General features: G+C 68.3%; 20 protein-coding genes. 8 read left to right on the top strand and 12 right to left on the bottom strand.

The window, feature by feature from the left end; genetic code table 11:
• Positions 1-4: 4 nt before the first annotated feature.
• Positions 5-292 (bottom strand): DUF5789 family protein, encoded by a 288-nt coding sequence (locus ACNA7R_RS00225; RefSeq protein ID WP_416281508.1) that lies wholly within the window; start codon positions 290-292, stop codon positions 5-7.
• 117 nt (positions 293-409) lie between these two features.
• Between ACNA7R_RS00225 and ACNA7R_RS00220 the strand changes: the two genes are divergently transcribed.
• Positions 410-1,273 (top strand): hypothetical protein, encoded by an 864-nt coding sequence (locus ACNA7R_RS00220; protein WP_416281507.1) that lies wholly within the window; start codon positions 410-412, stop codon positions 1,271-1,273.
• Between the two features lie 3 nt (positions 1,274-1,276).
• Here the strand turns inward: ACNA7R_RS00220 and ACNA7R_RS00215 are convergent, their stop codons facing one another.
• Both ACNA7R_RS00215 and ACNA7R_RS00210 read right to left on the bottom strand, forming a co-directional pair.
• Positions 1,277-1,762, bottom strand: a complete 486-nt coding sequence (locus tag ACNA7R_RS00215) for a metal-dependent hydrolase (RefSeq protein WP_416281506.1) — start codon at positions 1,760-1,762, stop codon at positions 1,277-1,279.
• 69 nt (positions 1,763-1,831) lie between these two features.
• A complete protein-coding gene (locus ACNA7R_RS00210; protein WP_416281505.1) occupies positions 1,832-2,350 on the bottom strand; it encodes a CinA family protein in 519 nt (172 codons plus the stop codon).
• A 118-nt stretch (positions 2,351-2,468) separates the two neighbouring features.
• Between ACNA7R_RS00210 and ACNA7R_RS00205 the strand changes: the two genes are divergently transcribed.
• Positions 2,469-3,569 carry a pyridoxal phosphate-dependent aminotransferase gene (locus tag ACNA7R_RS00205; protein ID WP_416281504.1) on the top strand — a complete coding sequence of 367 codons (1,101 nt, stop codon included), beginning with the start codon at positions 2,469-2,471 and terminating at the stop codon, positions 3,567-3,569.
• 102 nt (positions 3,570-3,671) lie between these two features.
• On the opposite strand, the gene ACNA7R_RS00200 is transcribed toward ACNA7R_RS00205, so the two are convergent.
• The gene (locus ACNA7R_RS00200) at positions 3,672-3,962 is read right to left on the bottom strand and encodes a hypothetical protein (protein WP_416281503.1); all 291 of its coding nucleotides are present in this window, start codon (positions 3,960-3,962) and stop codon (positions 3,672-3,674) included.
• Between the two features lie 177 nt (positions 3,963-4,139).
• On the opposite strand from ACNA7R_RS00200, the gene ACNA7R_RS00195 reads away from it, so the two are divergent.
• Positions 4,140-5,285, top strand: a complete 1,146-nt coding sequence (locus tag ACNA7R_RS00195) for an ArsA family ATPase (protein ID WP_416281502.1) — start codon at positions 4,140-4,142, stop codon at positions 5,283-5,285.
• Here the strand turns inward: ACNA7R_RS00195 and ACNA7R_RS00190 are convergent, their stop codons facing one another.
• From ACNA7R_RS00190 to ACNA7R_RS00180, 3 genes are all read right to left on the bottom strand, one after another.
• Positions 5,286-5,753, bottom strand: a complete 468-nt coding sequence (locus ACNA7R_RS00190; protein WP_416281501.1) for a universal stress protein — start codon at positions 5,751-5,753, stop codon at positions 5,286-5,288.
• A 134-nt stretch (positions 5,754-5,887) separates the two neighbouring features.
• Positions 5,888-7,084, bottom strand: coding sequence for an MFS transporter (locus tag ACNA7R_RS00185; protein WP_416281500.1), 1,197 nt, complete (start codon positions 7,082-7,084; stop codon positions 5,888-5,890).
• Positions 7,085-7,154: 70 nt separating this feature from the next.
• Entirely contained in the window at positions 7,155-7,532 is a 378-nt protein-coding gene (locus ACNA7R_RS00180; RefSeq protein WP_416281499.1) for a tautomerase family protein, read from the bottom strand.
• 157 nt (positions 7,533-7,689) lie between these two features.
• On the opposite strand from ACNA7R_RS00180, the gene ACNA7R_RS00175 reads away from it, so the two are divergent.
• Entirely contained in the window at positions 7,690-9,492 is a 1,803-nt protein-coding gene (locus ACNA7R_RS00175; protein WP_416281498.1) for an SLC13 family permease, read from the top strand.
• Positions 9,493-9,787: 295 nt separating this feature from the next.
• Here the strand turns inward: ACNA7R_RS00175 and ACNA7R_RS00170 are convergent, their stop codons facing one another.
• The 4 genes from ACNA7R_RS00170 to ACNA7R_RS00155 form a co-directional block, all read right to left on the bottom strand.
• Positions 9,788-10,306, bottom strand: a complete 519-nt coding sequence (locus ACNA7R_RS00170; RefSeq protein WP_416281497.1) for a hypothetical protein — start codon at positions 10,304-10,306, stop codon at positions 9,788-9,790.
• Between the two features lie 59 nt (positions 10,307-10,365).
• Positions 10,366-11,313: an SDR family oxidoreductase gene (locus tag ACNA7R_RS00165; protein ID WP_416281496.1), complete on the bottom strand. Its 948-nt coding sequence runs from the start codon at positions 11,311-11,313 to the stop codon at positions 10,366-10,368.
• 499 nt (positions 11,314-11,812) lie between these two features.
• Positions 11,813-12,604, bottom strand: a complete 792-nt coding sequence (locus tag ACNA7R_RS00160; protein ID WP_416281495.1) for an endonuclease V — start codon at positions 12,602-12,604, stop codon at positions 11,813-11,815.
• 57 nt (positions 12,605-12,661) lie between these two features.
• The gene (locus ACNA7R_RS00155) at positions 12,662-13,597 is read right to left on the bottom strand and encodes a rhomboid family intramembrane serine protease (protein WP_416281494.1); all 936 of its coding nucleotides are present in this window, start codon (positions 13,595-13,597) and stop codon (positions 12,662-12,664) included.
• Positions 13,598-13,790: 193 nt separating this feature from the next.
• On the opposite strand from ACNA7R_RS00155, the gene ACNA7R_RS00150 reads away from it, so the two are divergent.
• The 4 genes from ACNA7R_RS00150 to ACNA7R_RS00135 all read left to right on the top strand — a co-directional run bounded on the left by ACNA7R_RS00150 (position 13,791) and on the right by ACNA7R_RS00135 (position 16,682).
• Complete coding sequence (locus ACNA7R_RS00150) at positions 13,791-14,231, top strand: DUF5788 family protein (protein WP_416281493.1); 441 nt, start codon at positions 13,791-13,793, stop codon at positions 14,229-14,231.
• Positions 14,228-15,979, top strand: coding sequence for a DNA polymerase/3'-5' exonuclease PolX (gene polX, locus ACNA7R_RS00145; protein ID WP_416281492.1), 1,752 nt, complete (start codon positions 14,228-14,230; stop codon positions 15,977-15,979). The genes ACNA7R_RS00150 and polX overlap by 4 nt, the downstream gene beginning before the upstream one ends.
• Complete coding sequence (locus ACNA7R_RS00140; protein ID WP_416281491.1) at positions 15,980-16,444, top strand: Mut7-C RNAse domain-containing protein; 465 nt, start codon at positions 15,980-15,982, stop codon at positions 16,442-16,444.
• A gap of 73 nt (positions 16,445-16,517) precedes the next feature.
• Positions 16,518-16,682 carry a hypothetical protein gene (locus ACNA7R_RS00135; RefSeq protein WP_416281490.1) on the top strand — a complete coding sequence of 55 codons (165 nt, stop codon included), beginning with the start codon at positions 16,518-16,520 and terminating at the stop codon, positions 16,680-16,682.
• On the opposite strand, the gene ACNA7R_RS00130 is transcribed toward ACNA7R_RS00135, so the two are convergent.
• The gene (locus tag ACNA7R_RS00130) at positions 16,676-17,440 is read right to left on the bottom strand and encodes a PHP-associated domain-containing protein (protein ID WP_416281489.1); all 765 of its coding nucleotides are present in this window, start codon (positions 17,438-17,440) and stop codon (positions 16,676-16,678) included. The genes ACNA7R_RS00135 and ACNA7R_RS00130 overlap by 7 nt on opposite strands.
• Positions 17,441-17,573: the final 133 nt, after the last annotated feature.

Below are 17,573 nucleotides of genomic sequence, written 5' to 3'. Positions count from 1 at the left end.
GTGGTTACTCCTCGGCGGTCGGGACCGGACCGGTGCCGATGACCGCCCGGACGTGACGTTCGAACTCCTGGTGGCGCTGGAAGTAGGTCTCCTCGACCTCCTCGAGTATCGTCGAGAGCTCCCGCGGACCGTCGGGCGTTCGGATGACGCTGTCGCCCTCGAGGCGGTCGATCTCGCTCTTTTCTCTGGGCCAGAAGAGCCGCGAACTGATGCGGGCCAGCGGCGCTCCCTCGACGGGCGTTCGGTCGCCGAGTTCGACGGCGGGCTCGTCTTCTTCCTCGTCGTCGCTCATGACCGGGAGTTTTCGAGCCCGGCGATTCAACCTTTCGCTTCCGCGGGTCGCAACCACCCTAGTATCTGACTTATGTCTGACGTTATTGTTTTGTAGATGAAGTTCAAATATACATTCATGAACAGCTTGACGGAAGTGTATCGGGGCGACGCGCGGGCGGGGCCGGGTCGCCGCCGGCGGTACGCGGGGACGGCCCTCGTCGCCGTCGGCGCCGCCCTCGCCGTCCTCGGGGTCGTCGTCGCGGCGACCGAACTCCTCGACGGGATCGTCGCCGCGCTCACCGACTGGGAGATGGCGATCCAGTACGCGACCGTCCGGATCGCGGGCGCCCTCGCCGGGATCGGCGTTCCGGTCGCCCTCGTCGGCCTCTTTCTCGTCCTGCCGGCGAGCCGTCGCGTCCGGGCGACCGGTGGGGTCGGCGCCGGGCTCTGCCTGCTCGGCGTCGCGCTGTTCTGGCTCGCCTACCCCTACCACTGGCGCGGATTCGGCGCGGACCTGACCCTCGAGGTCGCCGTCGTCTACCTGCTCGGACTGTTCGCCGCGGTGTGGTGTCTGTTCGTCGGCGTGGTCACCTTCAAGACCCGCAACGACCCCGGCGGGGCCCTCGAGCTGAACGTCACCCGCCACAACCGAACGATCGTAAAGCGGCCCGACGACGATGCCGCGGGCGGACTCGGCGGGATCGGCGTTCTCGGCGCCGAACCCGACGGGGAGATCGAGCCCCGGACCGATGCACGTCGGGACGGCGGTCCGGCCGAGACCGCCTCGGCGGCGGCCGCTACCGAGGGAACCGACGCCGAACTGATCGATAGCGGGGACGACCGATCCCGGTCGCCGACGGACCGCTACTGCGGGAACTGCGGCGACTTCGAGTACGCCCGCGAACGGTCGACGGGGGAGATGGTCCCCTACTGCACCCGCCACGAGGGGGCGATGACGGGAATGGACGCCTGCGAGGAGTGGACGCCGAACCGCCGGTAATTCTCACAGCCAGATGCCGAGTTCCGCGACGTCGAACCCGCGACGGGGCAGTTCGTAGAGCAGGAGGACGGCGACCGCGAGCTCGAGCCCCGTCACGAACAGCGTTACCAGATCGGTTCGTCCGCTGCTGACCGGGACCCCGGTCGGCAGGTCGAACTCCCGGCTCGAGAGCGGGTAAAACAGCGCGATACCGCGCCTGCTTCCCGTGACGTCGAGGACGTAGTGGGTCAGGACGCCGATCCAGACGTACTCGAGGTTCCCGAAGACGAACGGGAAGGCGACGAACAGCGCCAGCACGGGGAGGTTGTGCAGCGTCTTGCGGTGGCGGCCGAAGGCGGTGTCGACGTCCGGAAAGAGCGCGCCCAGCGTCACCGGGACCGTGATCGCGACGACCGACTCGAGGGTCCCCAGATCCCCCGCCGGCTCGAGCAGGATTCCGAGCCCGACGCTCAGCAGGACGGCGTTGAGAACGTGTCCCCGTTTGTTCATTAGGGGGACGTCGCGGGGGGACCCTCGAATAGTTTTCTCTCGCGGACGGTCAGCGTCGGCGACGGGTCGCTACTCCCGACCCTCCGAAACGGCGGCGAGCAGGTCCTCGAGCGCCCGGTCGACGGTCTTTGCCCGCACCTCCGCGCGGTCGCCGTCGAACTCGTACCGGGAGACCGTCGCGAACGAGGACTGGGTTCCCCAGGGTCCGGCGTAGGAGACGCCGATGTAGACCGTGCCGACCGGATCGTCCTCGGTACCGCCGGTGGGGCCGGCGACACCGGTGGTCGCGACCCCCCAGGTCGTATCGGCCACGTCGCGGATTCCCTGGGCCATCTCGCGGGCGACCGGCTCCGAGACGGCGCCGTGCTCGTCCAAGGCCTCGCGGCTGACCCCGAGGTGGCGGCGCTTGGCGTCGTAGGCATAAGTCGTCAGCCCCGAGTCGAAGTAGTCGCTGGCCCCCGGAACCGCGGTGATCGCCGCGCCGATCAGCCCGCCCGTACAGGACTCGGCGACGGCGAGGCTGTCGCCGGCGTCCCGCATCGCGTCGGCGACGTCCATCGGCAGCTCGCGGTCGATGTCGTCGTTCATACTCGACTCGAGGCGTCCGGCGGGTTTCAAATCCCGGGTTGCGTCGGCGCGGGTCCCCTCGAGGTCGGCTCGAGCGCGCGACGAAAGAACGACGATGTGCGAGCACCCAGTGGGCCGCATGGAGTACGAGACGCCGCTGTTCTTTCGCGTGATGCAGTACGCCGACCGGGCCGACCGGGACGTCATCGACATGGTCAGCGGGAACCCCGACTGGGAGCCCCCGGGGGCGCTGCGCGAGGGACTGCGCGACTACGCCGACCTCGAGCCCGACCAGTTTCAGTATCCGCCCAGCGAGGGGTTACGAGAGCTGCGCGAGGAGATCGCCGCCCGACGGAACGTCGACGCAGAGCAGGTCGTCGTCACCAACGGCGCGGGCGAGGCGAACTACCTCGCGATGGCGCGGGCCCTCGAGCGCGACCGCGGCGACGAGGTCGTGCTGACCGATCCCGTCTACCCCTACTACCCCGGAAAGACGACGATGCTCGGCGGCCGTCAGCGGTTCGTCGCCGCCGCCGAGGACGGCCAGCTCGATCCGGCCGACGTCCGCGAAGCCGCCAGCGGGGAAACGGCCGCGATCGTCGTCAACTCGCCGAACAACCCGACGGGGGCGGTTTACCCCGAGGAGACGATTCGGGAACTCGTCGGAATCGCCGAGGAGTACGACGCCCTGTTGATCAGCGACGAGGTGTACGACCACTTCGACCTCTCGGGGCGATTTGCGAGCGCGCTCGAGATCGACTCCGATCACCGGATCGTCACCAACGCCTTCTCGAAGTCGATGGCGATCACCGGGTTCCGGGTGGGGTACGCGATCTTTCCGCCCCACCTCGTCGAGAACGCCAAGAGCCGCCACATGCTGGTCAACGTCGCCGGCAGCCGCCCCTCGCAGTACGCGGTGCTGCGGGCGCTCCGGGAGACCGAACCCGAGTACTACGAGGAGAGTCGTGAACTGCTCGCCGAGCGCGTCGAAACCTTTACCGACGCGCTCGAGGCCGCGGGCGCCGAGTACACCACGCCCCAGGGGTCGTTCTACGTGATGGCTCGCTTCGACGACTATCCGGGAACCCTCGAGAACGTCGAGCGACTGATCGACGAGGCCGGCGTCGCGGGGATGCCCGGCGAGGCGTTCGGCGACTCTCGATCCGAGTGGCTCCGCTTCGCCCTCGTCACGCCCCGCGTCTCGGAAGCCGCGGATCGGCTGGCGGCGTACTTCGAGTAGCCACCTGACCTAACTTATCCACCTATTGGAGAATAGCTACGGTAGTCACATCTCGAGGCTGCCGCTCCGAGGGCTCGAGTACCGCGGAGAAAACTCGGTCGTCTACCGCAGGACGCCGCTCCAGGAGCAGTCCGCACACGCGAACAGCCCCGCGCCGTTGACGGTCTCGGCGCCGCAGTCGGGACAGGTCGTCGAACCGGCGGCGCCGACCGCGCCGGTCGGGTCGTCGGGTCGGAGCACGCCGCGGGCGTTCGCTCGCGGGAGGGGCAGGCCCGGCTCGTCACCGTCGTAGGGAAACGGGACGTCGTTCGTGGTCGATTCGTCGGATCGTGGTTCGGCGAGTTGGGCGTTCATGATCGGGACGTTCGAAGCGCCACCACCAGCTTCGGACACGTGTCTCGACGCTGTCATCGGCATTAAATCCTGCTACTAATATGAATATACAGATAAGGATACTCTCAACACCTTATATCTAGAGCCGTATGTTAGTATATTCCACGGGTGGTCGACCCACGTCGCTCCCCGCTCGAGACCGACGGGTACTCGTGTGCGGGCCGGAAACCGGACCGCATGAGCGGAATCGACGTCGAACCGGTCGACGAGGCGGGCGAGGACGATGCGGGGGGTACCGACGACGGGGACCACACGATCGAGGTGACGCCGACGGAGTCGGTCGGCGAGCGGGAGACGGTCTCCGTTCGTCCGTCCGACGAGGACATCGAGGGACCGGACTACGTCCTCTACGGCGGGAAGGGCGGGGTCGGCAAGACGACGATGGCGGCCGCGACAGCGCTCGACAGCGCCCGCGGGGGCGTCTCGACGCTCGTGGTCTCGACCGATCCGGCCCACTCGCTGTCGGACACCTACGAGACCGACATCCCATCGGAGCCGGCCCGGATCCGCGAGGATATCCCGCTGTACGCCGCCGAGATCGATCCCGAGGCCGCGGTCGAGGACGCCGGCTTCGCCGCCCAGGCGCAGGCACAGGGGGAGGGCGGCATGTTCGGCGGTCTCGAGGGGATGTTCGGCGAGGACTCCCCGATGGAGTCGCTGCTGGGCGGACCGATGCCGGGTTCCGACGAGGCTGCGGCGATGCAGCTCCTGCTCGAGTACCTGGACGACGAGCGCTTCGACCGCGTCGTCGTCGACACGGCCCCGACGGGCCACACCCTCCGGCTGCTCCAGCTCCCCGAACTCATGGACACGATGATGGGTCGGATCATGACGTTCCGCCAGCGGATCGGCGGGATGCTCGACGGGATGAAGGGGATGTTCGGCGGCGAGGAGATGCCCCAGGAGGAGCCCGACCTCGAGAACTTAGAGGAACTCCGCGAGCGCATCGAGCGACTCCGGGCCGCCCTGCGAGATCCCGCTCGAACGGACTTCCGGATCGTGCTCGTGCCCGAGGAGATGAGCGTCCTCGAGTCCAAACGGCTGCGCGAACAGCTCGACGAGTTCGGGATTCCGGTCGGTACCGTCGTCGTCAACCGCGTCATGGAGCCCCTATCGGACGTCACCGACGACGTCGAGGGCGACTTTCTGCAGCCCGACCTCGAGCGCTGCGAGTTCTGCCAGCGCCGCTGGGACGTCCAGCAGTCGGCGCTGGCGGAGGCCCAGGAGCTGTTCCGGGGGACCGACGTCCGGCGGGTGCCGCTGTTCGCCGACGAGGTGCAAGGCGAGGGGATGCTCGAGGTCGTCGCGGCCTGCCTGCGGTAGCTACTGTTCTTCTTCGGCCGCGGGAACGGTCGTCACCGGCCGATCGCTGTCGAGAATGACTCCCTGAGCGACGCTGCCGAACAGCACCTTCCCGACGGGCGAGCGCTTCTGGATCCCGATGACGATTGCGTCGCTGTCGCGCTCGCCCGCGGCCGCGAGGATCGTCTCGGCGGGCTCGCCGACCGACTCGTGAACTTCGTAGCCGACGCCGCCCTCCTCGAGCAGCGCGACGACGGTTTCGGCGGCGTCGGGCAGACTCCGGTTTCGGAGGTTCTCGTTCATCTGCTCGGCGTACTCCTCGGAGAACCCGCCCGCGGCCCACTCGGCGTCGGGGCCCGACACTCCCTCGTGGACGTGGAGGACGTCGACCGTGAGCTCGTCGCCGGCGCGGGGTAACTCGAGGACGGCCTCGGCCTGTGCGCGAGCGCGGGCCTCGCTGTCGTCGATCGGCAGCAGAACGCGGTACATGATCGGGGGTTCGCCCGCCGAGCCCATAGTGGTTCGTTCTTCGACTCGGATTATACGGACTCCCGTCCGTCAGTTCCCGGAGCGACCGCGAACCGTCCTGCGGTCGCTCCGGGAACTCGGTACGGCAGCCCGTATCAATCGTCCATCGCGGGGTCGTCGACGGGCGGATCGCTCCGGACCGCGACGACCAGCAGCCCCGCGGCGACGACGCAACCGGCCCCCAGCAGCCACCACGAGGCCCGGTAGCCGACGACGTCGGCGAGGTAGCCGAACGCGGGCGGGGCGACGATCGAGCCGGCGACCAGCGCGAGCTGTCCGCCCGCGGTCGCTCCGCCCATCTCCTCGCTGCCGACCAGCGTCGACATACAGGAGTAGTAGACGCCCGTGTTCCCGAGGACGAAAAAGCCCAGCGCCGCGAAGGCGACGGCGGCCCCGATCGGGCTCGAGGTCGCGGCGACGACCCCGAACAGGACGGCGCTGGCGAGCGCCTGGGCGATCAGGATCGACCCGATCCGCCGCTGGGGATCGCCCGGCAAGGCGTCGCTCAGCCAGCCCGTCGCGAGCCGGCCCGCGCTACCGAACAGCTGGACCGTCGCGAGGACGACCCCGCCGAAGGCGACCGAGGCGCCGACCTCCTCCTGGACGAACAGGACGGTGTAGCCGGTCGTCGTGAACAGCGCCGCGCCGAGGAAAAACCCCGCCGCGACCAGCCAGCGGTACGGTCGGTTCCTCGAGAGCGACCGAAAGTCGGGGTACTCGGCGGTGCCGCCGCCGCCGGAGCCGTCGTACAGCACCGCGAAGAGGGCGGCAACGGCCAGCCCGAAGCCGGCGGCGACGAGGAAGCCGGCCTGCCAGAACAGCACGCCGGCGAGCCCGGTCACGAGCAGGGCGCTGATCCCGCTGCCGGCGGTGACCCCGACCTGCTTGATCCCGACCGCGAGGTTCTGTCGGCCCGCGGCGACGTTGTCGTAGACGGCCTTGTTCGTCCCCGGGATCGCGCTGGCGTACGTCGAACCTAGGAAGAAGGCGGCGACGAGCAACAGGGCGACCGACGGCGCGCCCGCGACGAACGTCGCGCCCGCGGCGAGCCCGACGAGGCCGAGCACGAGCGAGCGGTACTCGCCGAAGCGATCGATCAGCGCGCCGACCGGAAGCAAGAAGATCGCGTAGCCAAGCGTCAGGGCGGTGACGACGAACCCGACCTGGAATCGGGAGAGGCCGAACTCCGCGCGGAAGAACGGCGTCGCCGCGAAGACGGTGTAGTAACAGATGCTCGCGGCGACCTGCCAGAGCGCGATCAGCGAGACCGTCCGCCAGGAGGACCGATCCATCGACCGCGCCTTTCCGACGGGAGCGCTTTACCGTGACGGAACCGGCGGCGGGCGCGGGGTTCTCGATTCGTTACTCCTTGCCCTCCCACTCGCCGCCGACCCGATCGACGCCCATCATCGCCTCGCCCTCGTGTTCGGTGAACACGACCTTCATGTTCGGATCGGGGATCTCGAGGGCGTCGCCGGCGTAGGCCATCGTCTCGAGCGCGAACGCCCGCTTGCGCTCGAACGGACGCCCGCGGCGGATCTCGGCGTCGAGAAAGAGCAGCGGGCCCTCGACTTCGCGGCCGAGGTGCATCGCCGAGGGTTCGTGCTCGCGGATCGTCACCGCGACGTGGCCTGCGGTCGTCTCCATCTCCTCGGTGTAGATCGCCGTCACCCGCTCTGCGAACGCCGACCGTTCGTCGGCCGACAGCGATCGGGTCGTATCGAACTGTAACAGGGGCACGCCCCGAGTTCCGCCGCCTCGGAAATGTAGGTTTCGGCGCGCGCCGACCGACCCGCGAACGGTCGTCCGTCCACGTTCGACCGGAATTGTGCGGTGGTAACACCCCGACGACCGAATCTCGGCGTTTTTTAATCCCGCATTGGAAACGCTCGGGCAGATGGTCTCGAACTCCTTCGACAGGTGTCAGCTCGCTATACAGCGGCTCTGGACGTACCTGTGGTTTCTCAACGAACAGACGAAGGCGTACCTCCGACTCGACGGACGGGCGATCGCCGCGGATCTGGACGGGCTCTCGGCGGCGGAACGACGCGTCGCCGAGGAGGCGTTTACCGACGGCGGCCGCGACCCGAACGACGATCCCGGGGACGGCGAGCTCGGCGGCGGAGACGACGGTGACGGCTCCGGCGACGACGATCGGTCGCCGTTCGACGTCGGCGGCACCTACGAACTGCGACAGAAGATCGGGTTCGTTCTCGGCCCGCTGCTCTTCGCGGCCATCTTCCTGTCGCCGACGCCGGAGGGACTGACCCCGGAGGGACAGGCGGTCGCCGCCGTCACCGCGTGGGTCGCCGTCTGGTGGATGTCCGAAGCGATCCCGATCCCGGCGACGTCGCTGCTCCCGATCGTCCTCTTCCCGCTGACGGGCGCGTTGCCGGTCGCGGACACGACACCCTCCTACGCCAGCCCGCTGATCTTCCTCTTCATGGGTGGCTTTTTCCTCGCGATGGCGATGCAGCGCTGGGGGCTGCACCGACGGATCGCCCTGCGGACGATCAAGGCCGTCGGCACCGAACCCTCGCGGCTCATCCTCGGGTTCATGCTCGCGACGGCGTTCCTCTCGATGTGGGTCTCCAACAGCGCGACGGTGATGATGATGGTGCCGATCGCGCTGGCGGTCATCTACCAGACCGCGGATCTCGTCGACGAGACGGGCCTCGACATCGACACCAGCGAAGGGAACTTCTCCTTCGGCGTCGCGCTGATGCTGTGTATCGCCTACGGCGCCTCGGTCGGCGGCGTCGCGACGCTGATCGGCACCCCGCCGAACATCCTCTTTGCGGGCCAGGCCGGCGAGCTGTTCGGGACGACGATCGGCTTCGCCGAGTGGATGCTCTACGGCGTCCCCATCTCGATCGTCGGACTCGCGACGGTTTACGTCTACGTGACCCGGCTCGCGATGTCGCCGCAGTTCGACGAGCTGCCGATCGGCGCCGAGACGATCGATCGCGAACTCGAGCGACTCGGCGCGATGAGCAGCCAGGAACGGATGGTTCTCGTCGTCTTCGTCGGGATGGCGCTGTCCTGGATCGGCGCCAGCCTGCTCGAGCCGACCCTCGGGATCGTGCCGCCGGAGGACGCCGACACGATCGTCGCGATCGGCGGCGCGCTCGTCCTCTTTACCCTGCCGACGAAGACCGAGGACGGCGACCACACGTTCCTGCTCGACTGGACCAACGGCGTCGACATCCCCTGGGGGGTCATCCTCCTGTTCGGCGGCGGGCTCGCCATCGCCTCCGGCTTCGGCGACACCGGGCTCGCGGCCTGGACCGGCGAACAGCTCGCGGCCCTCGAGGGCGTCTCGATGGTCCTCATCCTGCTTGCGGTCGTCTCGATGACGATCTTCCTGACCGAGGTCACCTCGAACACGGCGACGACGGCGATGCTCATGCCGATTCTCGCGGGCGTCGCAGTCGGGATCGGCGTCCACCCCTACGGGCTGATGATCGCCGGCGCGACCGCCGCGTCGTTCGCGTTCATGCTCCCGGTCGCGACGCCGCCGAACGCCATCGTCTTCGGCAGCGGCTATATCTCCCTGCCCCAGATGGCCCGGGTCGGCGTCGGGCTCAACGTCATCGGCATCGTCCTGATCACAATCGTCGCGCTTCTGTGGCTCCCGATGGCCTGGGGGATCGACATCGGGACGCTGCCGACCGACTTCGCCGAAGCGTTCGACGGCTGAGGTCAGCTAGTTTTCACCCGAGCCGTACCGATCGACTGACGGCGTGCTCGAGCGCTCGATATCCAGATCGAGCGAGCCGTTCGAAGCTGTTCTCACCGACTGGGAACCGGAGCGCCATTCATCTCTCGATCGGCCAATATGGAGGTATACCGATGCCGACGGACGAATCGCCTTCCGGCCGGTGTGAGCGCGAGATCCTCGAGCAACTGACCGACGACGGCCCGATGACGGTTTCCCAGCTGGCCGATCGCCTCGCCGCGCACCCGGTAACGATCGAGCGTCGGTGTCGCGAGCTTCAGCGAACGGGACGCGTCCGTCGGTGTCCGGGCGGGGCGTTCGCCGTTGACGACTCCGGGGACGCAACTCGAGCGATCGGCGACTGACTATCGCTGCTCGCGCTCGAGAACGCGGTCGGCTCGCTCGTCCCCGGCGTCGGCCGCCGAATCCGATCCCCGCAGTCGACGCAACGCTCGAGGCAGCCCTCCTCGGGCCGAACGACCCGCCGATCGACGGACCGGACCCGCCCGAACCGGGAGAGTCTGTGGCGTCGGTCGAGGCGGCGCCGAAAACGGGGATTGACGAAGAGTCCCAGCGCGACGGTCACGAGCCCCGCCAGGAGCAAGAAGAGCGCGAACAGGCCGGCGCCGACGACGGCGTCGACCCGGGCCGTGCCGGCCGCGACGCTGTAGCCGAACGTGAGCGCGGCGCCGGTCATCAGCAGGCCGAATCCGACGGTCAGCCAGCCGGCGATTCCGTACAGCAGCGCGGAGATCCTGTCGGCGAGTTCGACCACGCCGACGGGAGAATTCGACATCGATGTGGGAATCGTCTCCGCGGCGAAGTATAAGTATTCTGTAACGACCGGTTACGGCGTCAGACGAGCTTCCGAACGACGCCGTAGAGGGCGTCCTGGAGCCGGTCTGGGAGGAACCGCGCGTAGACGCCGAACTGCCCGATCGGGCCGACGGGGTAGCGGGCCGGCGGCTCCGAGCGGATCGCCGACTCGACGATCGCCGTCGCGACCTCCGCGGGCGTGGAGGCGAAGGGGCCGCCCTGTCCGCCGCCGATCAGCTGGGCCTCGTCGTAGATCTCGTACAGCGACTCGTAGGCCGGCGTGCGCCGTTCGTCGGGGAGCTCCTCGTCGACCCGGTCGGCGAACTCGCTCTCGATCGGGCCAGGCTCGATCAACACGACCTCGATCCCGAACTCCTCGACCTCGCCCCGCAAGGCGTCGGTCATCGCCTCGAGGGCGTGTTTCGAGCCCGAGTAGGCGCCGTAGCCGGGGAAGGATACCCGGCCCGCGACGCTCGAGACGTTGATGATCCGGCCCTCGCCCTGGGCGCGCATGTGCGGCAGGGCGGCCCGCGCGAGGCGGTGAGGGCCGTAGACGTTGACGTCGAACTGGCGGTGGAGGTCGACCGTCGAGACGTCCTCGATCGGCCCCATCTGGGCGTAGCCCGCGTTGTTGACGAGACAGTCGATCGCCCCGCCGATCTCGACGGTGCGCTCGACGGCGTCGGCGACCTGGTCGGGATCGGTGACGTCCAGCTCGAGGGTCGTACAGCCCAGCTCCTCGAGGTCCGCGATGTCGTCGACGTTCCGGGCCGTCGCGATCACCTGCCAGTCTCTCTCGAGGAACGCCCGCGCGGTCGCGTGGCCGACCCCCGACGAGCAGCCGGTGATCAGCACGCACTGCTTGCGCGTGTAGCGATCTTCGGTCGCATCGGTCGTCGCGGTTTCGTCCGCCGGTTCCCGTCGAGCGTCGTCCGCGACGGTCGCGTCGTCCCCCGCATCATCGTCGGCTTCCTCAGCGATGGCCATGCGTGACCGTTTCGAGAGTGGATACCTAAGTATCGACGGTTTATCGTGCCGGTCTGAAAGTCACCTCGAGCGAAGCGGATACCGGCGCTGCTGGCTCGAGGACTCGCGACGAGGCATGCAGCGCCGTCGTTCGGGTTCGGACTCGCGCCCGAGGGACCGAACGACGTGGCACGCGCTGAACCGCGACGAGCGCAGCGAGGGGCGGTTCGATATCGTGTGAGGGACGAGCGACTGCAGGGAGCGAGTCGGCTGGGGAGGATGTGGTAATTCCCCGTGTTCAGGTCGTCAGGACGCTGTTCTCGCTCGTGGAGACGGGTTCAGAAACGAACCGCCACCGAGCCCTTTCGATGCGCTCGAGCCGCCCTCTCGCTCCCGTCCGAGCGACGATCACCCCGAACTGTTCTCGTCGAACTCGCCAGTCCTCGAGATTCGGATTGCAGCCCCGTACTCGCCGGGATGCTGACGAACGCGGTCACGTCGCGACACTCGTTCCCGTCGCCTACTCCTCGAGCCCCCGCTTGGCCTCGTCGGCGTAGCTGTCGGCCAACCGGACGGGATCCGGAAGTTTGTACGACGACGACAGCGCGAGCGCGACGTCGGCCGCGGTCTCGGGACCGACGCGGTGTCCCGGGCTGACGTACAGCGGGTTGATGTACCGATCCGGCGAGTCGTACTGGCGGGTCTGGACCGCGTACCCGAGTAAGGTGCCGTCCTCGGCGTCGACCCTCGAGTTGGCCTCGATCCCGACCCGCGTCCCCTCGGGGAGGTCCTCGAGGTCTTCGCGCGGGCTGCCACAGAGGAGGCTCTTCGCGATCCCGATACTCGGCGCGTCCAGCACGACGCCCATGTGGGTCGCGATCCCGGCCTGCCGGAAGTGGATACGGCCGCTGCCGTCGAACAGGAGAAGATCGGGCTCGACGGACAACTCCTCGAGGGCATCGATGATCGGCGCGCCCTCGCGAAACGAGAGCAGGCCGGGGATGTAGGGAATCTCGAGAGGAGTCACCGCGTGGACCCGTTCGATCACCTCGCCGCCCTGCACGGCGACGACGGCCGACAGCGCCCGATCCTGGTCGCCTGCCTCGTTCGTGAGAAACGACTGATCGACGCCCGCGACGATCGGGGGCTCGCCCTCGCTCGACGAGGCCGCCAGCGGATCGCCGAGGACGGCGGGATCGAACTCGAGGTCGTCCTCGAAGACCGCGGCCTCGGCGATTTCGCGCTGGAGGGCTTCCATCTCCGAACGGTCGAGCGAGGCGTCGGGAACGAGGTCGGGGCGGGAGACGTGCATCGGTAAACCGAGATTGACGGCGCGGGAAAATCAGTGCGTGGGCTTTCGGCTGCGCGCTCAGAAGCGACGGCGACCGCCCGGGCCGCCGGGGCCACCGGGACCGCCGGGGCCGCCCGGTCCGCCACCGCCGAGCTGGAACTGGTCGGGCGTTCGCACGTTCTGGGTGCGCTTGATGTACTCGCCGTAGGCCAGTCCGACGACGAGCCCGACGAGGTGTGCGCCGTGAGCGATCGTTCCGCCGCCGCCGGTGCCGATGAAGAAGACGCTCGCCACCGCCGTCAGGGCCGCGAGCGCCCAGATCGGGACGGGGAGGATGAAGTAGAGGTAGACCTTGAGGTGGGGGTTCAGGATCGTCAGCACGCCCATGATCGCCAGCGCGGCGCCGCTGGCGCCGAGCACGCTCGAGGGAACCCCCTGTGCGGCCGAGATGCCGACCTGGCCGAGTCCCGCGAGCGCGCCGCTGATGACGAACAGGATCGCGAACTTCTTCGAGCCGACGTAGCGCTCGACCAGCGGGCCGAAGAAGAAGATCACGATGCTGTTAAAGACGATGTGGAAGATGTTGAGCGGGCTGTGTGCGAACACGGAGGTAACCCACGTCCAGACGTACTCGGGATGGGCAGTCGAGAGCGTAAACAGCGCGTTGTGCAGCGGTTGTCCGCCGACCAGCAGCGCGATCCACTGGAGTGCGAACGTGATCCACATCAGCGCCAGCACCGTGTAGGTCATGTTCCCGCGGAAGTACGCCAGCGGACCGCCGGGACCGGTGTCGATCGGGATTTTGTCGGACAGACTCGAACTCTTCGCCGTCCCCCCGTTGTCGACGCTCTCGTCGAATCCGCTGTCGAAGACCCCCTGGGGATCGTTCCAGTTGTTGAGACTCGTACAGTCGTGGTTCTCCGGCAACCGGTGTTCCGAGCAGTACGTGCCCCCACAGTGCCGGCAGTTGTAGGGCATGCTCTCTTCTCTCCCACACACGTCGCACGTGGCCATTGGGCCGAGATAGGGGTGGCACTGTCAAGGGATTTGGGGTTCAGCTCCGACGCTGGCGGGCGAATCCGCCGGAACCGGCGGCCGAGAGCGCCTCGGCTCCTCGAGCGGAGCCCTGCTGCACCCGCCTCGAGCGACCCGACGGTCGGCAAGCTCGTGACGTACACTTTTGCCGTTCAGCCCCCAACGGAGGGGTGTGCAAGAGTACGAGCGCAAGCAGCTGCTCGAGCGCGTCGAGCGCGAGGGCGCCACCGTCGGCGCGGATATCCCGGAGACGATCACCGTCCAGGGCGAGGAGATCGACCTGCGAACGTTCGTCTTCGAGATCAAGCGCCGCGACACGGTGCCCCCTGGCGAGCGCGACCGCGTCGAGCAGGCCAAACGGAACCTGCGACGGGAACGCCTCGAGCGCCTCGAGGCGATCGAGGAGGGCGCAGTCTCCCGCGAGGAGGGCGAGGAACTCGTCCGGGGGATCATCGGGATCGACCGGGCGCTGAACGCCCTCGAGAACCTCGGGTCGACGAACCTCGAACAGGAACAGAAGGCCCAGCAGGCCGCCGACAAGAAGCGCTGGATGTCGTTCCTGAAGAAGGCGCTGGGCCACGAGGACGCGAACAGTCAGGGGCGTGGCCGATGACGACCAACGCCGAACTCGCGGGGCGGCTCGAGGAGTTCGCCAACCTGCTCGAGGCCGACGACGTCGAGTACAAACCGCGGGCCTACCGGCGGGCAGCCGAGAGCGTCCGCGCCCACCCGACGCCGATCGCCGACTACGTCGCCGCCGACGATCGGGAGTCGATCGAGACGATCGACCACGTCGGCGACGCCATCGCCTCGAAGATCGTCGAGTACGTCGAGACCGGCGAGATCGAGGAGCACGAGGAGCTGCGCGCGGAGCTGCCGATCGACATCGCCGACCTCACCCGCATCGAGGGCGTCGGCCCCAAAACGGCGGGCAAGCTCTACCGCGAACTCGGGATCCAGAGCCTCGACGACCTCGAGGAGGCCGCCGAGGCCGGCGAGATCCAGGCGGTCAAGGGCTTCGGCCCGAAGACGGAGGAGAATATCAGGGAGAACCTCGAGTTCGCCCGCACGATCGGCCAGCGCCAGCTCCTGGGTGAGGCCCGGCCGCTGGCCGACGACGTGCTCGCCTTCCTCGAGTCCGTCGACGCGGTCGAACGCTGCGAGGTCGCCGGCTCGATCCGGCGCTGGCGCGAGACGATCGGCGACGTGGACGTGCTCGTGGCGACCGAGGATGCGGAGGCGGTCATCGAGGCGTTCGTCGGCTGGGACTCCGTCGACAGCGAGATCGAGTCCGGTCCCGCGAAGGCCAGCGTCCGCGTCGGCGAGATTCGCGTCGACCTGCGGACCGTGGTCCCCGAGGAGTTCGGCTCCGCGCTGCAGTACTTCACGGGGAGCAAGGACCACAACATCACGCTTCGTAACTACGCGATCGACCGCGACGTCAAACTGAACGAGTACGGCGCCTTCGACGTCTCAGAGATCGACGATCCCGACGCCGGCCAGCGCGTCGGCGAGCGGGTCGCCGGCGAGGACGAGGCGGGGATGTACGAGGCGCTCGGCCTCGAGTGGATCCCGCCCGAACTCCGCGAGGACCGCGGCGAGATCGACGCCGCGGCGAACGGCGAACTCCCCGACCTGCTCACCCGCGACGATATTCGGGGCGATCTGCACTGTCACACTCAGTGGTCCGACGGCAACACGTCGATCGACGCGATGGTCGAGGCCGCCGAGGAGCGGGGCTACGACTTCCTCGGGATCGCCGATCACGCCGAGGGACCGGGCATCGTCGCCGACATGGGCCTCACCGACACGGAGATCCTCGAGCAGGTCGAGGCGATCCGCGAGGTCGCGGCCGCGGCCGACGTCGAGGTCTTCGCGGGCATCGAGGCCAACGTCGACGCCGACGGCGGGATCGGGCTCGGCGAGGAAGTCATCGAGGAACTCGACGTGATCGTCGCCTCGCCCCACAGCGGGCTCGGCCAGGACGCCGAGACGGCCACGGACCGACTCGTCACAGCGATCGAGAACCCCGCCGTCGACGTGCTCGGTCACCCCAGCGGCCGACTACTCAACGAGCGCTCCGGGCTCGAGTTCGACGCGACCGCGCTGGGCGAGGCCGCCGCCGAACACGACACCGCCCTCGAGGTCAACGCCAACCCCCGACGGCTCGATCTCTGGGGTAGCGCAGTCCAGGCGGCGATCGAGGCGGGCGCCCCCATCTCGGTCAACACCGACGCCCACCAGCCCGCGACCCTCGAGTACATGCGCTGGGGGGTCCACACCGCCCGACGGGGGTGGGCCGAGCCCGCCGACGTGATCAACACCTGGGAGCTCGAGGACTTACGGGAGTTCCTCCACTGAATGCGGCTCCTCCTCGACGTCATGTGCGGCGGCCTGCCCGCCTACCTGCGGATGTGCGGCCACGACGCCGTCTACGCCGGCGATCGGGGGCTCGAGGCCGACGACGCCCTGCTCGCGGTCGCGGCGGACGAGGACCGAACGCTCGTCACGCGGGACGTCCAGCTCGCGAGTCGCGCCGAGGAGTCGATTCTCCTCGAGTGTCGCGAGGTCGAGGCCCAGCTTGCAGAGCTCTCGGCGGCGGGACTCGAGCTCACCCTCGAGGACGAGCCCCGTTTCTGCGGGCGCTGTAACGGGCCGCTCGAGGCCGTCGAGCCCGGTCGCTCGACCCCCGAGTACGCGCCCGATCCCGCCGAAACGGCGATCTGGGGCTGTACCGACTGCGGGCAGTTCTTCTGGCGGGGGAGTCACTGGAACCGCGTCGAACGAACCCTCGAGCGGATTCGTGCCGACGAGTGCCGGGAGTAAGGCTGCGAAAGCCGCTTCTCGCGGAGTGCCTCGATCCGAAACCCTTCCGGGATCGACGACGTAGCCGACACTGATGCCAAACGATACCACACAGCTCGACCGAGCCGGAAAGCAGGCCGCCTACATCACCGACGAGTGGACGACCGATCCGGCGATCATGCAGACCCAGGCGCTTTGTTACGTGGGGCTGCAGCTCGAGCGCATCGCGGACGCCCTCGAGGAAGAGTCGGATCAGTAGAGCGCGACGTCGTCGAACCGGCCGTCGTAGGCGATGTGGCCGGGGTGGGTCGGCTCGATTCCCGAGAGGAAGAGTCGGTCGGCCTTCTTCCAGGTGTTCTCGTAACAGAGGTGGGCGAGTTCGCCCGCCGTCGTTCGGACCCGTCTGGGACCGTTGTCGTGGACGACCCGCCGGGCGACGCGGTTCTCGAGGGCCTCGACCAGGTCCGCCTCGGTGTCGATCGACGTCTCGAAGGCGGTGTAGGCGACGCCGACCGAACTCGGCAGGTGGGCGTAGGAGGACGCAAACGGCGGATAGGAGAGCATGTCACACAGCTCTCGGGCGCGGCGGTTGTGCGACGGGAGGTGTTTCGGGTTGAAGATCTCGACCGCGTCGATCGTCTTCGCGTACGTTCGCAGTTCGGGCTCGCCGAGGCTCACGGTCGCGAACTCGGGATGGGGAGCCAGCACCGCCGCCCCCTGGCGGTCGAACTCGGCCATCGCCACCTCGAGGGGGATGAAGTCCGGAACGGGCTCCTCGAGACCGATCGCGAGGACGTGTTTGCGGTCCCGCCAGGAGCCCGTAAAGACCTCTCTGGCCGGGACGACGAGCAGGTCGTCGCTCGAGTAGGCCGCCGCGCGCTCGCGGATCTCCGGCAGGCGGGTAAAGTGCGGTGCGTAGACGATTGCGTCGAGGCCGGCACGCGTCGCGCGCTCGACGACGTCGTCGTTGAGCACCTTCACGTGGCAGTCGACCCGAACTTCCTCTCCGTCGCTCACGAGTATGCGAGGCCTTTCGCGGGGGTCGAGTTATGAATTCTGATTCGATCGCCGCCTGACGGCGCGGTGACGAGTTCCGAAGACCGGGCAATGCTCGAGGCTGGCCGCGACGAGCCACAACAGAAGGATTGTT

It is taken from the genome of Natronococcus sp. (assembly GCF_047921035.1).
In the GTDB taxonomy this organism is placed as follows: domain Archaea; phylum Halobacteriota; class Halobacteria; order Halobacteriales; family Natrialbaceae; genus Natronococcus.
Note: the sequence above shows the minus strand (reverse complement) of the source record. Positions and strands in the feature narration are given on the sequence as shown.

Excerpts from the sequence above, each read along its gene's own strand:
- ACNA7R_RS00170 (WP_416281497.1), bottom strand. The coding sequence starts at position 10,306 with ATGTCGAATTCTCCCGTCGGCGTGGTCGAACTCGCCGACAGGATCTCC.
- ACNA7R_RS00190 (WP_416281501.1), bottom strand. The coding sequence starts at position 5,753 with ATGTACCGCGTTCTGCTGCCGATCGACGACAGCGAGGCCCGCGCTCGC.
- ACNA7R_RS00215 (WP_416281506.1), bottom strand. The coding sequence starts at position 1,762 with ATGAACAAACGGGGACACGTTCTCAACGCCGTCCTGCTGAGCGTCGGG.
- ACNA7R_RS00185 (WP_416281500.1), bottom strand. The coding sequence starts at position 7,084 with ATGGATCGGTCCTCCTGGCGGACGGTCTCGCTGATCGCGCTCTGGCAG.
- ACNA7R_RS00160 (WP_416281495.1), bottom strand. The coding sequence starts at position 12,604 with ATGCACGTCTCCCGCCCCGACCTCGTTCCCGACGCCTCGCTCGACCGT.
- ACNA7R_RS00220 (WP_416281507.1), top strand. The coding sequence starts at position 410 with ATGAACAGCTTGACGGAAGTGTATCGGGGCGACGCGCGGGCGGGGCCG.
- ACNA7R_RS00165 (WP_416281496.1), bottom strand. The coding sequence starts at position 11,313 with ATGGCCATCGCTGAGGAAGCCGACGATGATGCGGGGGACGACGCGACC.
- ACNA7R_RS00225 (WP_416281508.1), bottom strand. The coding sequence starts at position 292 with ATGAGCGACGACGAGGAAGAAGACGAGCCCGCCGTCGAACTCGGCGAC.
- ACNA7R_RS00205 (WP_416281504.1), top strand. The coding sequence starts at position 2,469 with ATGGAGTACGAGACGCCGCTGTTCTTTCGCGTGATGCAGTACGCCGAC.
- ACNA7R_RS00155 (WP_416281494.1), bottom strand. The coding sequence starts at position 13,597 with ATGGCCACGTGCGACGTGTGTGGGAGAGAAGAGAGCATGCCCTACAAC.
- ACNA7R_RS00195 (WP_416281502.1), top strand. The coding sequence starts at position 4,140 with ATGAGCGGAATCGACGTCGAACCGGTCGACGAGGCGGGCGAGGACGAT.
- ACNA7R_RS00175 (WP_416281498.1), top strand. The coding sequence starts at position 7,690 with ATGGTCTCGAACTCCTTCGACAGGTGTCAGCTCGCTATACAGCGGCTC.
- polX (WP_416281492.1), top strand. The coding sequence starts at position 14,228 with ATGACGACCAACGCCGAACTCGCGGGGCGGCTCGAGGAGTTCGCCAAC.
- ACNA7R_RS00135 (WP_416281490.1), top strand. The coding sequence starts at position 16,518 with ATGCCAAACGATACCACACAGCTCGACCGAGCCGGAAAGCAGGCCGCC.
- ACNA7R_RS00140 (WP_416281491.1), top strand. The coding sequence starts at position 15,980 with ATGCGGCTCCTCCTCGACGTCATGTGCGGCGGCCTGCCCGCCTACCTG.
- ACNA7R_RS00210 (WP_416281505.1), bottom strand. The coding sequence starts at position 2,350 with ATGAACGACGACATCGACCGCGAGCTGCCGATGGACGTCGCCGACGCG.